At 51.0% G+C, this 15,373-nt stretch carries 17 protein-coding genes and 1 pseudogene; 11 read left to right on the top strand and 7 right to left on the bottom strand.

Annotated features, from left to right (window positions below; genetic code table 11):
- The first annotated feature begins 132 nt into the window (after positions 1 to 132).
- The 10 genes and pseudogenes from QOR82_RS07190 to hisC all read left to right on the top strand — a co-directional run bounded on the left by QOR82_RS07190 (position 133) and on the right by hisC (position 7,555).
- A pseudogene (locus QOR82_RS07190) lies at positions 133 to 1,222 on the top strand (ATP phosphoribosyltransferase regulatory subunit).
- The gene (gene hisG / locus QOR82_RS07185; RefSeq protein ID WP_283584100.1) at positions 1,223 to 1,840 is read left to right on the top strand and encodes an ATP phosphoribosyltransferase; all 618 of its coding nucleotides are present in this window, start codon (positions 1,223 to 1,225) and stop codon (positions 1,838 to 1,840) included.
- 16 nt (positions 1,841 to 1,856) lie between these two features.
- The gene (gene hisD / locus QOR82_RS07180; RefSeq protein WP_283584099.1) at positions 1,857 to 3,140 is read left to right on the top strand and encodes a histidinol dehydrogenase; all 1,284 of its coding nucleotides are present in this window, start codon (positions 1,857 to 1,859) and stop codon (positions 3,138 to 3,140) included.
- A gap of 2 nt (positions 3,141 to 3,142) precedes the next feature.
- Positions 3,143 to 3,727: an imidazoleglycerol-phosphate dehydratase HisB gene (gene hisB / locus QOR82_RS07175; protein ID WP_283584098.1), complete on the top strand. Its 585-nt coding sequence runs from the start codon at positions 3,143 to 3,145 to the stop codon at positions 3,725 to 3,727.
- Positions 3,728 to 4,354, top strand: coding sequence for an imidazole glycerol phosphate synthase subunit HisH (gene hisH, locus QOR82_RS07170; protein ID WP_283584097.1), 627 nt, complete (start codon positions 3,728 to 3,730; stop codon positions 4,352 to 4,354).
- Positions 4,335 to 5,060, top strand: coding sequence for a 1-(5-phosphoribosyl)-5-[(5-phosphoribosylamino)methylideneamino]imidazole-4-carboxamide isomerase (gene hisA / locus QOR82_RS07165; protein WP_283584096.1), 726 nt, complete (start codon positions 4,335 to 4,337; stop codon positions 5,058 to 5,060). Before hisH ends, hisA begins: the two co-directional genes overlap by 20 nt.
- A complete protein-coding gene (hisF, locus tag QOR82_RS07160) occupies positions 5,050 to 5,811 on the top strand; it encodes an imidazole glycerol phosphate synthase subunit HisF (RefSeq protein ID WP_283584095.1) in 762 nt (253 codons plus the stop codon). Before hisA ends, hisF begins: the two co-directional genes overlap by 11 nt.
- Positions 5,808 to 6,134 (top strand): phosphoribosyl-AMP cyclohydrolase, encoded by a 327-nt coding sequence (gene hisI / locus QOR82_RS07155; RefSeq protein ID WP_283584094.1) that lies wholly within the window; start codon positions 5,808 to 5,810, stop codon positions 6,132 to 6,134. Before hisF ends, hisI begins: the two co-directional genes overlap by 4 nt.
- A 5-nt stretch (positions 6,135 to 6,139) precedes the next feature.
- On the top strand, positions 6,140 to 6,469 hold the full coding sequence (gene hisE, locus QOR82_RS07150; protein WP_283584093.1) for a phosphoribosyl-ATP diphosphatase: 330 nt from the start codon (positions 6,140 to 6,142) through the stop codon (positions 6,467 to 6,469).
- Between the two features lie 12 nt (positions 6,470 to 6,481).
- On the top strand, positions 6,482 to 7,555 hold the full coding sequence (gene hisC, locus QOR82_RS07145; RefSeq protein WP_283584092.1) for a histidinol-phosphate transaminase: 1,074 nt from the start codon (positions 6,482 to 6,484) through the stop codon (positions 7,553 to 7,555).
- 106 nt (positions 7,556 to 7,661) lie between these two features.
- Here hisC and QOR82_RS07140 read toward each other — a convergent pair whose 3' ends face one another.
- Genes QOR82_RS07140 through proB form a run of 4 tightly spaced genes read right to left on the bottom strand, consistent with a single transcriptional unit; the run spans position 7,662 to position 11,422 of the window.
- Positions 7,662 to 8,561 carry an SPFH domain-containing protein gene (locus QOR82_RS07140; RefSeq protein WP_283584091.1) on the bottom strand — a complete coding sequence of 300 codons (900 nt, stop codon included), beginning with the start codon at positions 8,559 to 8,561 and terminating at the stop codon, positions 7,662 to 7,664.
- Positions 8,562 to 8,578: 17 nt separating this feature from the next.
- Positions 8,579 to 9,355, bottom strand: a complete 777-nt coding sequence (gene proC / locus QOR82_RS07135; RefSeq protein ID WP_283584090.1) for a pyrroline-5-carboxylate reductase — start codon at positions 9,353 to 9,355, stop codon at positions 8,579 to 8,581.
- 21 nt (positions 9,356 to 9,376) lie between these two features.
- Entirely contained in the window at positions 9,377 to 10,621 is a 1,245-nt protein-coding gene (locus tag QOR82_RS07130) for a glutamate-5-semialdehyde dehydrogenase (protein ID WP_283584102.1), read from the bottom strand.
- A gap of 12 nt (positions 10,622 to 10,633) precedes the next feature.
- Entirely contained in the window at positions 10,634 to 11,422 is a 789-nt protein-coding gene (gene proB / locus QOR82_RS07125; RefSeq protein ID WP_283584089.1) for a glutamate 5-kinase, read from the bottom strand.
- Between the two features lie 378 nt (positions 11,423 to 11,800).
- On the opposite strand from proB, the gene QOR82_RS07120 reads away from it, so the two are divergent.
- Positions 11,801 to 12,682, top strand: coding sequence for a DMT family transporter (locus QOR82_RS07120; protein ID WP_283584088.1), 882 nt, complete (start codon positions 11,801 to 11,803; stop codon positions 12,680 to 12,682).
- A 61-nt stretch (positions 12,683 to 12,743) separates the two neighbouring features.
- On the opposite strand, the gene QOR82_RS07115 is transcribed toward QOR82_RS07120, so the two are convergent.
- The 3 genes from QOR82_RS07115 to QOR82_RS07105 all read right to left on the bottom strand — a co-directional run bounded on the left by QOR82_RS07115 (position 12,744) and on the right by QOR82_RS07105 (position 15,294).
- A complete protein-coding gene (locus QOR82_RS07115) occupies positions 12,744 to 13,613 on the bottom strand; it encodes a TrmH family RNA methyltransferase (protein WP_283584087.1) in 870 nt (289 codons plus the stop codon).
- Positions 13,613 to 14,140, bottom strand: coding sequence for a type 2 periplasmic-binding domain-containing protein (locus QOR82_RS07110; protein WP_283584086.1), 528 nt, complete (start codon positions 14,138 to 14,140; stop codon positions 13,613 to 13,615). The genes QOR82_RS07115 and QOR82_RS07110 overlap by 1 nt, the downstream gene beginning before the upstream one ends.
- 737 nt (positions 14,141 to 14,877) lie before the next feature.
- Positions 14,878 to 15,294, bottom strand: coding sequence for a MerR family transcriptional regulator (locus QOR82_RS07105; protein WP_283584101.1), 417 nt, complete (start codon positions 15,292 to 15,294; stop codon positions 14,878 to 14,880).
- Positions 15,295 to 15,373 lie beyond the last annotated feature (79 nt).

Genomic DNA, 15,373 nt, shown 5'->3' with positions numbered 1-15,373 from the left:
GAAAAATATTAAACTATCAAACACCGTTTGAGATATTTTTTGAAGAACCGTTGCACTTAGTTTGACAATTCGTCGGAACAGGAGGCTGAGAAATTGCAAAAAATCAAATTACCCAATGGCTTACGTGACGATGTGGGGCCGATCGCCCAACGCGAGGACGTTCTCAGCCACCAGCTTTTAAAGCAATTCAGTAAAAAAGGCTACACGCGGATCAGCACCCCGTTGCTAGAACGGGAGGCGCTTTTTCAAGACTACGAGCTAAAGGACCAGATGTACAAATTAACTGATGGTGATGGTCAATCACTAGTTATCAGGCCGGACCTTACCTTGCCGGTGGCCCGCGGCCAACAACAACCTGCCCCTTCCTCGCAAGTTCTACTACCTCGGTGAACAGCTCTCAATTGGTCGGCAGCTTTCCGGGCAACGAAATGAAATTACGCAAGCTGGACTCGAACTGGTTGGCTTCGATTCCTTAAAAGCCGAAATCGAATGCCTCCTCGTCATCCAGTGGATCAGCCAACAGTTCCTGGACAATCAGCTAACGATCGAGCTGGGCAACGCCCGCTTGGTGAATCAAGTGCTTGCGACAGTCACAACTGATCAGAATAGCAAAGAAGCCATCGCCCAGGCTCTTTTCAATAAAAATTTCCCCCGCTACCAAGAACTGGTCGCTCCGTTTAAAGACAGGGCAATATATCCGTTTTTAGAACGTTGGCCACGATTGTTCGGGACCGCAGATGAAATCAAAAACGAGCTCGCCCAGTTGCCAATCCCCGATGTCGCTCAACCGATTATTAAAGAGCTCACCGCACTTTCTGGATTTGTCCATCGCAACTTTCCAAAGCAGCAAGTCATCATTGATCTAAGCACCTCTGTTCCCCAAAAATACTACACCGGCGTCATTTTTAAAGGCTACACCAGTCAGTCCAGTGATTACGTCATCAGCGGCGGCCGTTACGATAACTTGCTCGCCAATTTCCAGAAAAAAGCTGTTGCAGCGATTGGCCTGGGGATCAACGTGGATCTCTTATCACAGCTCAGCCCTTTGCAAACCAGCCACAAAAACAAACTGGTTTACAGCGACCAGCAACACTTTGAGCGAGCACTCCAACTCATCCGCCAGCACCCCAACTACTCACTAGCTATCGCAAGCAACCTCGCCGGTGCCAAAAAGGAAGCTCAACAATCACAAATGGAATTAATCGTCATTGGAGATGAGTGAATGCTAAAAATTGCCCTAACAAAAGGCCGGGTTGAGCAAAAATTTATCCCGCTCTTAGAAAAATGCGGGATCGATTGCACGCCGTTGATTAATAAAAAACGAAAATTGATCATCAACCTCGGTGACAAATACCAGTTCATTTTCATCAAGGGGCCTGACGCGATCACCTACCTCAACAATGGCGTTGTTGATCTCGGCATCGTCGGTAGCGACATCCTGATGGAAGAAGATAGTGAAGCAAATGAACTGCTGGACCTCAAAACCGGCCAGTGCCAGTTCATTCTCGCTTCGACCGCTAATTATGACTTGAATAATCCCAAGCGAAAGGTAATCGGTACAAAGTACCCCCGCGTCGCCCGCCGCTACTTTTCCAAGAAGGGCGAGGATGTGGAAATTATCAAGATCCAAGGTTCAGTCGAGTTAGCACCGCTGATCGGCTTAGCTGATGCGATCGTTGACATTACCGAAACCGGCACTACCCTCCGTGAAAACCACCTAGTAATTCACGACTACCTCGACCGTGTTTCTACCCGACTGGTTGCCAATCCCGTCTCCCTGAAACAAAAGAAAAATGAAATCTTTAATTTTACCGATATGTTAGCCCAACAAATCAACTAGAAAGCAGGCCTTAAATATGAAAATTTACCAAAAACCATTAGCTGAAATGAAGAAAATCGTTGCCGACTACACCCAGCAAACGACTGATCTGAAAATTGAACAAACCGTTGCCGACATAATCAGCAACGCCCGCCAAAATGGCGACCAGGCTCTCTGGCAGTACGAAAAGAAGTTCGACAAGGTTGATTTGACCACTTTCCAGGTTCCCCAAGCAAAAATCGACGCCGCGGTAAAGCAAATTAGCCCAGACCTCCGGGCCGCATTAGAACTAGCTAAACGCAATATCACCAGTTTCCACCAAATGGAAGTCGAGCAAGGCTTTGTTGACGCCGCAGTTCCTGGCATTATCTGCGGTCAAAAATTGACGCCCCTGAAGCGGGTTGGGCTCTACGTCCCTGGCGGTACCGCCGCCTATCCATCAACCATCATGATGAGCACCATCCCCGCCAAAATCGCCGGGGTTAAAGAGATCGTGATGGTCACCCCACCGCAAAAAGAAGGCATTAGTCCCGCCGTACTGGCTGCCGCTCAAATGGCTGGCGTTTCAACTATTTACCAAATTGGTGGTGCCCAAGCCGTTGCTGCCCTCGCCTACGGAACAGAATCCATTCCGAAAGTGGACAAGATCATCGGCCCCGGCAACATCTTCGTCGCAACCGCCAAAAAACAAGTCTTTGGCAAAGTTTCCATTGACATGGTTGCGGGGCCATCTGAAATTGGGATTCTCGCCAATGATAGCGCCAACGTCTCGGAAATTGCGGCCGACCTCCTGTCACAAGCCGAACACGACAAGCGTGCCCGGGCGATGTTGATTACCAATCAATTATCCTTCGCTAAGGCAGTTGATCAAGAAGTTCAAAAGCAGCTGGCCACCCTCCCGCGGAAGGAAATTGCAGAAGCGTCAATCAACAACCGCAGTTTTATCGCTGTGATGGATAGTATCCCCGATATGTTTGAACTGATGAACGAAGTCGCTCCAGAACACTTGGAAATCCAACTGCCAAACGCTTCCCAGTACCTAGGGGCCATGAAAAATGCCGGATCCGTCTTCCTTGGCCGCTACGCCTCCGAACCGCTGGGCGACTACGTAGCTGGTCCCAACCACATCCTGCCGACTGGTGGAACTGCTAAGTTTTCTTCGCCCTTGGGGGTTTACGACTTCGTGAAGCGAACCCAATTTACTCAATTTGACCGTTCATCATTGCGGGCGGACTTAAAAGCCATCACAACTCTCGCCAGGACGGAAGGGTTGGAAGCCCACGCTCGGGCCGTCGAAGCCCGCTTTCCAAAGGAGGTCTAGTTATGCGAACAGCTAAAATCACCCGGCAAACCGGGGAAACTGACATCACCGTCGAACTCAACATCGACCAGCAAATTGGCATCGCCATCGATACCGGTGTCGGCTTTTTTAACCACATGCTAACCCTCTTCGCTAAGCACGGCCGCTTCGGCTTAGTCGTCAAAGCGAAAGGTGACTTAGACGTTGACGTCCACCACACCGTTGAAGATACGGGAATTGTCCTCGGCCAATGTTTTGCCAAGGCCCTTGGCAATAAAGTACTGATCGAACGCTATGGCAATGCCTTTGTTCCAATGGACGAAACCCTTGCCCAGGTGACCGTTGACCTCAGCGGGCGTTCCTACCTAGTTTTCAACGCGGACTTGGCAAATCCACGGTTGGGAATTTATGAAACTGAAGTCACCGAAGATTTCTTCCAGGCCTTCGCTTTCAATAACCACATGAACCTTCATGCTAACGTTGTGTACGGCCGGAACACCCACCACCAAATCGAGGCCCTTTTCAAGGCCACCGGGCGGGCAATGCGGCAGGCCATCACCATCAATCCCGCAATTCAAGGCGTCAACTCAACAAAGGGCGTGATTTAATTGATCGCAGTAATTGATTACGGGGTAGGCAACGTCTTTAACGTTCTCAAAGCCTGCCGTTACGTCGGAGCCGATGTCCAACTGACCGCTGATCCTGCCAGCATTCAAAAAGCGGACGGCATTATCCTTCCCGGAGTTGGTGCTTTCCGGTCGGCAATGGACCGGCTTAATCAACAGCAACTAGTTCCCCTCATCAAAGATACCGTCAAGCGTGGTACCCCGTTTTTAGGAATTTGCCTCGGCATGCAGATGCTCTTTGCTTCATCCACAGAATTCGGGGTAACGCCTGGTTTAGGGCTGATTCCTGGCCAAGTCATCCGGCTGCCACAACAAGCTGATCTTCAAGTTCCCCAGGTCGGCTGGAATCAAAACCGACTTCAGCAAGACGACAGTATTTTTCGGGACATCGATGGTTGCTATACCTATTTCGTCCACTCCTACTATGCGGAATGCCCTGCTAAATACGTCGTCGCAAGTGTTGACTACGGTGTCCAGGTGCCCGCCATCGTCCAACGGGGCAACGTCTACGGGATGCAATTCCACCCCGAAAAAAGCGGCAAAGTCGGTCTCAACCTGCTAAAAGCATTCATGAAGGAGGTGCAAGCTCATGATTTGGCCAGCAATTGATTTACAAAATGGCAATAGCGTTCGCCTTTATCAGGGACAGTTCAACCAGGAAACCCTCGTCTCCCCAACACCGGTTCAGCAAGCACGGCAACTAAACACCGCTGGGGTTAATCGCCTTCACCTCATCGACCTCGATGGGGCCAAGGATGGTTCCCCACAAAACCTAACTACGATTAAGGCAATTCGCCAAGCCTTTTCCGGGCAAATCGAGGTTGGCGGCGGCATCCGCAGTCACGCCACCATCGAAACCTATCTCCGATCCGGAATCGACCGCGTCATCCTTGGTTCTGCTGCCATCGATAATCCCCAATTTACTAAACAAGTCCTTCAAGAATTCGGCACCGATCAAATCGTCATCGGTGTCGACGGCCGAGAAGGTCAGGTGGCAACTGCCGGCTGGCTAACTCAGTCAACGGTTCCGATGTCACGACTGATCGCCGAGATGGTCCCGGCCGGAGCCAAAAACTTCATCGTGACCGATGTTGCCCGTGACGGAACCATGCAGGGGCCCAACATCGAGCTCCTCCAGTCCCTTCAGCAGGAATTCCCCCAAGCCAACATCATCGCTTCTGGTGGAATTCGCAATATGGCGGACATCCAGCAACTGCAAGCAGCTGGCATCAAGGATATGGTAGTGGGCAAGTCACTGTATGAAGGAACACTGACACTCGCTGAAATTGCGGAGGTGAATACCAATGCTAGCTAAACGCATCATTCCCTGTCTCGACGTGGACAATGGCCGCGTCAAAAAGGGCGTCAACTTTATCAACCTCGTCGACGTCGGTGATCCCGTCGCGATTGCTGCCGAATATGAACGGCAGGGAGCTGATGAACTGGTCTTTCTCGACATCACTACCACCAATGAACGGCGTGCGACGATGGCGGACGTTGTCGAAAAGGTTTCTCAACAAGTATTTATGCCACTGACCGTCGGTGGCGGTATTCATTCTGTCGCCGCGATGGAAAAGCTCTTGCAGGCCGGTGCTGACAAAATTGCCATCAACTCTGCCGCCGTTGCCAACCCCACCTTGATTCGCCAGGGTGCTGCCAAGTTTGGCAGTCAAGCGATCGTTGTGGCCATCGATGTCAGCTTTGATCCTGCCAGCCAGCAATACCGGGTCTTCACCCATGGCGGCCAGCAGGCAACTGCTTTATCAGCTATCGATTGGGCTCAACGGGTTGTCCAACTGGGAGCCGGGGAACTGCTCGTCACGTCGATGGACAAGGACGGGACGAAGAGTGGCTTTGACCTCCACCTTTATCAGCAACTCGGTCAAGCAGTTGACGTGCCGATCATCGCTTCTGGAGGTGCCGGCACCATCACTGATTTCACCCAGCTCTACCAGCAGACAAACGTCACCGGAGCCCTAGCAGCCTCCATCTTCCACTTCAAAGAATTAACCATTAATAACGTCAAACAAGCACTCGCAAATAAGGGGGTGCCGGTCAGATTATGAAACCAGATTTTAGTAAAATGGGCGGCCTCCTCACAACGGTCGTGGTGGATGCCAAGACCAAGGATGTCCTGATGGTTGCCCGGATGAACCAGGAAAGTTACCGTTTAACCTGCCAGACAGGGCAAACCTGGTTTTGGTCCCGGTCGCGCCAGGAACTATGGCACAAGGGCGCAACTAGCGGTAATACCCAGACCGTTAAAAAGATGATCCTCGATTGTGACAACGACACCCTCTTAGCCATCGTCGACCCAGCCGGGCCAGCCTGTCACACCGGCCATTATAGCTGTTTCTTCAACCAAGTCGCTTTTCAACAGAAAGGATAATTATTATGACTGAACAACAAAACCTCGAAGAACTCTACAACCTGATCCTAGATCGTCAAAAGAACCCGATTAAGGGCTCTTACACCGACTACCTCTTTACCAAGGGCCTCGATAAGATCCTCAAAAAAGTCGGTGAAGAGAGCACCGAAGTGGTTGTCGCCGCTAAAAATCCCGACAAGTCTGAACTGCAATACGAGACGGCCGACCTTCTCTACCACCTGATGGTCCTGCTCGTTGAACAGGGCGTTCCCTTTGCCAAAATCAAAGAAGAATTAGCTTCCCGCGAAGGCAAGATGAGCAAGCTAAAGGAACGGCGGCCAATTGAAAAACTATAGGGGGCAAACTAAATGAAAGAAACGATTAAAAAACTCCAGAGCTATGTCCCCGAAGAACCATTAGCCAAGATCAAGGAAAAATACGGAATCGACCGCGTCGTCCGCTTATCGGCTAATGAAAATCCCTATGGTCCCTCGCCCAAGGTCGTCGCAGCCCTAAACGAGTTCGACTTCCGCCAGGAAAATTACTACCCCGACGGCTATGCCCAGGAACTGCGGACCAAAGTAGCGCAGCAATTAAAGGTCGCCGAAAATGAGATTGTCTTCGGAGTGGGCCTTGACGAAATCATCACCTACCTCTCACGCGTCTTCCTCCAACCCGGCGACGAGGTGATCGTCCCCCGTCCGACATTTTCAGAATACGCGCTAAACGCTGCCATCGAAGGTGCCCAGGTCGTCAGTGTCCCGGTTAATCCTAATACTGGCAAGTACGACTACGACCAAATTTTAAATCAAATCACCAAGCAGACACGGCTAATCTGGCTCTGCAACCCTAACAACCCGACTGGTCAATATGAAACCATCAATGAACTCCGTCAGTTTATAAAACAAGTACCAGCTGACGTCCTCGTCTTAATTGATGAAGCCTACATCCAATTTGTGACGGCCGCCCAACCTGCATCAGCCCTACCATTATTGAAAGAATTCGATAATGTCGGGATCATGCGCACCTTCTCAAAGGTTTACGGTCTGGCCAACTTTCGGGTAGGATTCATCGTCCTCTCAGCCAAGTTGGCAGGCTATTTGCAAACCATTCGCCTTCCCTACAACCTCAACTCGATTTCCCAACGCGCCGCTAGTATCGCGCTAGATGATCAAGCATTTGTCGACATGGTGGTCGCCAAAAACGCTGCCGAACGGGACAAGTGGGAGTCATTTTTGCAAAATACGGGTCTCAAGTACTTCCCAAGCCAAGCCAACTTCATCTACTTTTATGTCGATGATCCTAACGACTTAGCTGACCGCCTTTTGCAAAAGGGGTTCCAAGTCCGGCGGGAACTCGAACCACACGGTCTGCGGATCACAATTGGCAAAGCCACTGACAATGCCCAAATCCAACAGATTATTAAGGACTACTTAGGATAATCAAAAAACGCCAACACCCCCCTTTGTGGAGTGCTGGCGCTTTTTGCTTGCCGGCAAAGTCCATAGTAAGTCAACGTTGAGTCATTCAGGCATTCGCCGCCACTTCCTAGTTATCAGTTGGCTTTTTACTTACTGCCGACGCCGGATCGTCTAATCCCAGCAATTTTTTAGCAACGGGAACATCACCCAACTGATCAATCTCATTGCGGTCCATTACCACCAAGTTGTCATTTCCGTCGGCTAAGTGGGCAAAGGTCTGCAAGGATTGGTTTTTGAAGTAGTTGTTATCAGCATCGGCAAGGGCCGCTTGAACTTTTTGAATCCGGTAGGCTTCCGCATCAGCAGCGGTCTTCTTGGCGGTCGCTTGGGCTTTTGCCGTATTGATCAGGGCCTGGTTCTGGGCGTTGTTGGTCAGCTCAATGTTTTTGGCTTCTCCTTCCGCTTGAGCAATCTGGGCCCGCTTCTTCCGGTCCGCCGTCAGCTGCTGGTCCATTGCTTCCTGAATTTCCTTGGAAGGGTCCAGCTCATCGATGTTGACCCGGATGATCTTGATCCCGAACACCCCCGTCAGCCCGTCGACCGCATCAAAGAGTTCCTTGTTGATCTGGGCGGTCTGGCCAAGTGCTTGGTCCAGTGACATCCGGCCGATAATGTCACGCAAATGGCCACGAACGAGCTGGCTCATACTCTCTTCCGAATTGGTGTTGTTGTAGAAGTACTTTTGCGCATCGGCAACCTGGTAATTGAGGGTCACGCTGACCTGGACGTCGGCGTTATCCTTAGTGATCACCGAGTAACGTTGCAAGGCGAGCGGCTGGAGAGCCAGCGAAACCTTTTGAACCCGCTGAACCAGTGGAATTTTGAAGTTCAAGCCGGCCGCAACCGACCGGGTGTACTTACCGAAAGTTTCTACCAATCCTTGGTAATTCTGGGGAATAATCGTGATCGTCCCCGCCAGCAATATCAAGATGACGACAACCACCACAATTGTGAAAAGCAAATTCATTATTTCTTACCTCCGCTCTAGTCTTCGCCGTTGGCCTTATTAACGGCATCCATTACCGCAAAGCGGAAACCGGCCTTTTCCAGGGCTTCAACCCCCTTAATCGTCGTCCCAGCCGGGGAAGTCACCTGGTCACGGAGGAGAGCCGGTGCCAGCTGAGAAGCATACGCGAGACTACCGGTTCCCTTAACCATGCTGGCAATCACCTGGTAGGCCGTCTGCCGCTTCATCCCGTGCTTGACTGCCGCATCACTCATGGCATCCATCATGACATCGACGAAGGCCGGGCCGCACCCACCGATGACGCCGAGAATAGCTAACTGACTTTCCGGGACGGTAATCACGTCGCCGAGGGCCTGTAGAACCGTCATAATCTGGGCTTTGACCCCGGCTGTTGTGTCATGCGGAAGGGCGAGACCGATTGTTCCGGCATTAACGGCCACTGGCGTGTTGGGGATGATGTTCGCAATGGGATGGCCAGGCAGGGCCGCTTGGAGCTGATCATGAGAAACGCCTGCAGCAGCAGAAATGATGATCGTCTGTGCCGGCAGGTTCGTCAATTGCCGGGCAACATCGACCGTCACCGGGGCCGGAGTGGTCAGGATAACGACATCAGGCTCGCCCGCAGCAATTGCGGAGGCTTCATTTACGAGGGAAAAGCCCAGCTGGTCCGCCAGCTTGCTGACGCGCGAGTTGACCGGATTCATGGCACTAACCTTAAACTGGCCGGTTGCCAGCAGTCCCTTGACGATCGCGCCCCCCATACTACCGACACCTACTACCGTTACTTTAGTCATAAATAAAACTTCCTTTCCTATTTATTGCCGCACCTGACCGTTACCAGTAATTTCGTATTTCATCGTCGTCAGCTGTTGAAGTCCCATCGGTCCCCGGGCATGCAATTTCTGAGTGCTGATGCCGATCTCGGCGCCAAAACCAAACATGCCTCCGTCCGTGAAACGCGTCGACGCATTAACGTAGACACAAGCTGAGTCGATTGCCCGCTGGAAATAGCGACCACGGTTGAGGTCGTCGGTGATGATGACTTCGGAATGGTGGGTGCTGTGCCGGTTGATGTGGTCAATGGCCTGCTCCAGTGATGGGACCACCTTCACGGCCATGATCAGGTCGTTGTATTCCGTGTCCCAGTCAGTCGCGTCCGCCGGGTGCATCGCCGGGACAATTTGGCAAGCCGCTGCGTCACCACGCAATTCCACCCCGTGTTCAAACAAATCTTTGGCCAGGACGGGCAGGTACTGGTCAGCAACATCCTGGTGAATCAGGAGCTTCTCGGCGGCGTTGCAAACCGACGGGCGTTGAACCTTCGCGTTAACGACAATCTTCTCCGCCATGGCTAATTCCGCGTCCTTATCCACGTAGACATGGCAGTTGCCGGCGCCAGTTTCAATCACCGGGACGGTAGCACTTTGGACCACCCGTTGGATGAGCCCCCGTCCGCCACGCGGAATCAGAACGTCGATGTAATCATTTAGTTTCATCATGTCCGCTGCGACTGCATGACTCGTGTCGGTAATCATTTGGACAGCATCCTTTGGCAAATTCTGATCGGCTAGTGCCTGCCGGAGGATGGTCGCAATCGCAATGTTAGTCCGCAGGGCTTCCTTGCCGCCCCGCAGAATCACCGCGTTGCCGCTCTTGAAGGTCAGCCCGGTTGCGTCCGCGGTAACGTTCGGTCGCGCTTCAAAAATGATGCCGATGACCCCGAGAGGGACCCGCCGCTGCAAAATCTGAAGGCCATCTGCCGTCACCCAGCCGCGATCGATCTGGGCCGTCGGATCAGGCAAGTCGGCGATTGTTTCCAGGCCGGCCGCCATATCGTGGATCCGCTGGGGATTGATCAACAGACGGTCCGTGAACTTTTTCGGCATTGCCGTTGCCTGGATCATGTCCTCATGGTTAGCTGCAAGGATGTCATCTTGCTTAGCCAGCAGGGCCGCTGCCATCGCCCGGAGAGCCGCGTTTTTCTGCCGTGTCGATAGCAGCGCCAGTTGCCGTTCGGCCGCCTGAGCTCGTTTGCCAATGTTGATTAGCGTTTCATCCATCATCATTACCTCCTATTTGCCAAAGACCGTGCCGACAGTGTCACCGGCAAAAATCTTAAAGAGGACCTTAGGGTCGCGACCGTTACACAAAATCATCTGCTTGCCAGCCTTCATCATCATCGCCGCAGCTCGGAGTTTAGTGATCATCCCCCCGGTCCCGAAACGGGTGCTCGTACCGGACGCTGCGGATTCAATGTCCGGCGTCATTGTCTTAACGTGGTTAATTGGGCGGGCATCGTCATATTTGTGGGGGTCCTTATCATAGAGCGCGTCGATGTCCGACAAGATAATCAATTTCTGCGCTCCGATGGCCGTCGCTACTTGGGCCGACAGCTCGTCATTATCGCTAAAGCTAGTATGGTGATCCAGCTCATCAACCGAGACCGGGTCGTTTTCGTTGACGATCGGGATGATATTATCACCAAATAAAGTGCTGATCGTGTTCAAGATGTGCTGGTGGCTTACCGAATATTCCAATACGTCACGGGTCAACAACAGTTGCGCCACGTGGGTCTGGTAATCGAGAAAACGCTGGGAGTAAAGCCGCATCAGAGCCGTCTGCCCGATTGCCGCCAATGCTTGCTGCTGGGCAATCTCAACAGGCCGTTGTTTCAGGCCAAGGCTGGCCAGCCCAGCCCCCATCGCACCTGATGAGACCAAGATCAGTTCGTAACCCTGGCTATTGAGAGTGGCCATGACAAAAGCCAGCTGGTCGATCGTGCGCAAATTAATTTGACCGTTTGGCAGGACCAGGCTGCTCGTCCCGATTTTGACAACAATTCTTGCTTGGTGATCCTTCATTCGCAAACCCCTTTCTAACAAAAAAAGTCCTTGGCCGGGGCACCAATCATGGCGGTACCATCCCCGTTCAAAGACTTCCTTTACACTTTTATCGTTCTTTTTAATTGTTAAATCGTAGGAGGGTTTCTGCACTCGCCGGGGCTTACAGTCGATGACCCCGATTCCTGAACCGGCATACTTATATCTACATCTTGAATTTTGTCAGTTTCACTTGCCAATGTCAAGAACAGATTTAGTCAGTCAAGTGATCAATCAAGCACCTGAGTCCGGCTGATACACCATTGCTTTCCCAATCTGAAAGACTTAAAATTAAAAGAAAATTTCTGTCGGCTCGGTGATCGTAATTTTAAACACCTGCCGCTGAATTAGGAGTAACTCATGAAACTTTCCAAACCGCTTGCCAACCTCGTTCTTCTTTTCGTCACCGTTCTCTGGGGCAGCACCTACATCTTCAACAAAATGGTCGTCACTGCCGGCATGCATTCCGGAACGATTAACGCCGTTCGTGGTGTCATGTGCGTTCTCGGCGGGGCCCTGCTCTTTTTCCCCCAATTGCGGCGAATGACCCCCTTTGACCTACGAGTGGGGCTGTCAGTCGGTCTCGTCAACTTTTGTGGCTACTATTTGCGCACCCTCGGCCTGCGGCAAACCACGCCGGCAAAAAGCTCCTTCATCACCGTCACCTACGTGATCTTGACTCCCTTTTTGCTGTGGCTCTTTTGGCGTGAACGGCCCCAACGCAAGATCATCCTGGCAGTTCCCCTCTCACTCATCGGCATGGCCGTTCTCACGGGAATCACCAGCACCCATTGGACCCTCGAGCGCGGGGACTTGATCACTTTCCTGTCAGCCTTCTTCTGGGCCCTGCAGATCATCATCTTTGCCAAATATGCCAGCCACGCATCCAGTCCCTGGGTGATCATCTTCCTGATCGGGGTTGTTCAGGTCATCTGCGGAACGCCACTGGCCCTCCTCACCGAACGCCAGACCTTTAGCCACATCAACTGGCTCCAAGCTCTGATTCCCCTGGCGATCATCGCCATCATCATCACTTACGCAGCCCGGGGCCTACAAATCTATGCCCAACGATACACTGACGCGACATCGGCTAGCCTGATTTTGATGACTGAGTCCTTTTTTGCGACCGTCATTTCCATCATTGCCGGCTACGACCAATTATCGTTAAACCTAGTGATCGGCGGAGCCCTGATTCTACTCGGCAACCTGATTATGCAGATTTCGTGGCAACGCCGCCATTAAATGCTCTATGAACAAATTCGAACCGTAACTTGGTCGCTACCAAAACACGGTTCGGATTTTTTTATTTTCGCCTGCCTAACTCCCAGAACGCGAGAGCTGAGGCAGCAGCAACGTTTAACGAATCAACCCCCGGTGTCATCGGGATTTTGATCGTAAAGTCACTTTTTAAAATCGTCGTTGGCCGCAATCCAGGGCCTTCCGAACCCAGGATGATCGCTAATTTGGCGACCTTTCCTAAGCGAGGATCATCGATACTGATGGTGTTATGGCGTAAGGCCATCGCGGCCGTTTGGTAGCCAAATTGATGGAGCAACTCAATTCCTTTGGCCCGCCAGACCTTGGCATCGAGATAGGTCCAAGGAACCTGGAAGACCGTTCCCATCGCCGCCCGCGACGCTCGCCGGTAAAGGGGATCCGCGGAATCCGTCGTAATGACCACTCCATCGATACCCAAGGCGGCTGCCGAGCGAAAAATCGCGCCAACGTTAGCAGGGTTGACCACGTTCTCCAATACCGCAATCCGCGGCCATTCAATTGGCAGGGTCGCTAAAAAGCGGGCAAGGCTGGGCCGTCGAACTCGGTACATCGCGGCCAGCGCTCCCCGCAAAAGGTTGTAGCCGGCCAATTGGCGGATCAAGTCGCTGGTCACGACGTAAATCGGCGTTTGGCCGAGGCCCTGGGTCTGGTTTGCCGTCATTTCGCGATCCAAATCTGCTAAATCACGGTCTAAAAACCGTTCCTCCACCAGCAGGGAAGCCGGTCGGTAGCCCGCACGTAACGCCCGTTCGATCACTTTTGGGCTTTCGGCGATGAACAAGCCCGGCTTTGGTTGTTGAGCGTGAAACAGCTGACCCTCACTGAGACGTACGTAGGGATCCAGGGCCTGGCCGGTTAGGTCCTTTAGGTAAACTAAATTATATTTACCGTCCATTATTGTCCTCCGATCTGGTAGATACTCCATAACATTGCGGCGGGAAAAGTTTTGATAATTTGGATTTTTGGCTCCGCCGCCACTAATTTTTGACTGGTTAAAGTATACGCCCCATCGGCTAAAAAACTTTGATAGGCTTGAAATTTGCTGGGGCTTAATCTGATCGTCGCTTTTTCGGGAAGGTTGTCCCTTAAAAGCTGTTCCGTCGCCGGGTGAGTATAAGCAACCATTTTATCCGGATTATTTTTCGCACATAAAACGAGGGGGTCCAATTCGGTAATGATGCTGTCAACCAGCCTTAGTTCCGCAAGATGACGATAATGCAGCTGGCCCCAGCTTTCGTGGCTTGCGCTTGCAAAAGCTGCCGGCACAATCATATAGTCACCGGCCCACTCTGCCAAGTGTCGGTAGATGGCTTCGAAAGAAGGGTGCAAAATAATCTGCGCGGCAATCATCTTGGTACTAAGGTACTTTTTGGCGGCCGCATAACTATCAGTTTGTTGAGGACCTAGTGTGTGGACGCGCATTGCGCAAGAAGAACTGCCAACACGTTGCGGCTTATCACTTTGTTTTTTCTTACTGCTACTGTCATTTTCTCTCCTCCTGCTAAGCAAAAAGCGCTAACTCGACTGAGACGTTTCTCAATCTAATTAGCGCTTCTATTCTTAAGGAGATTTTTAAGAAGATCCGCTTTGCTAGATTGAAAGCACCTAGCAAAGTCAATGTTAAAGACAACTTTGCTGCTGGTGCGAACGCCCCCGTCCGCACCTCACAGCACGGACGCTATATAAAGTCAGCAAAGCTAAAGTCGCCGTTAGTCATCTTTAACATCGATCGATTCATGGATCACTCTTCCTTTCAAATTTTTTATTATTAAAACATTCTAATTTTAGATTGTCAAGGTTTAATCTTTATCATACATTAAATACTTTCGAGCAGAATATTTACGCTTGCCTCATGAAAAGCTTCCCCTACTTTGCTGATTAGATGGAAAGACTGAGGGCTCAGGCATGTTTCACGCGGCCATTGCCATCTGGTTTATAGGCCGTTCTTGCTATTGATTCCACCAATCTTACCAGATACCTTTAGCAATCCGTGCTGTGTTGCCATCTTGATTTTGACTTGCATTAATAAAAGCAATCATTCTGACCACCAACTTGGTTTGAAGTATAAATATTAGAGCATACTCTAAGACAAGGAGAAAAATAAAAAAATCCCACGAGAAAATTCGTGGAATTTTTTGGCCAATAACCGAAGAAATTGGTTAGAGCTGATTATTTAAAATCTTCTGTACAAATTCATCGCGCTCATCATGGCATACCCCCAGTGAACCTTCCTTTTCAGCCGTCTGGTAGTATTTAACCTTTGCATCGATGGTGACGAGTGCTTTCCGTAGTTCTTCCATCTGTTGCTTGATCTTCTCACGGTGTTGCTCCATGATCACCTTGCGTTCACTGACTGAGTCAATTCCTTCTGAAACCAGTTTGAGATAATGCTTGATTTCTGATAAGGACATCCCCGTTTCTTTGAGTCGGTAGATGGTGTTGAGCGTCAAGAGGTCGCTGGTGCTAAAATGACGAATACCATTTTGGTCGCGTTTAACAAAGGACAAAAGGCCAATCTTCTCGTAATAACGAAGTGTGTAGGCGCTCAAGCCCATAATCTGGCTAACTTCTTTAATCGTATTGAGAATTTACAATTCAAGTGCAACATAAATTAAAAAAATAACCCATAACGGGTAGAATTAGTTTAATGACCAA

It is taken from the genome of Limosilactobacillus difficilis (genome assembly GCF_947387495.1).
Taxonomy (GTDB): Bacteria; Bacillota; Bacilli; order Lactobacillales; family Lactobacillaceae; genus Limosilactobacillus; species Limosilactobacillus difficilis.
Note: the sequence above shows the minus strand (reverse complement) of the source record. Positions and strands in the feature narration are given on the sequence as shown.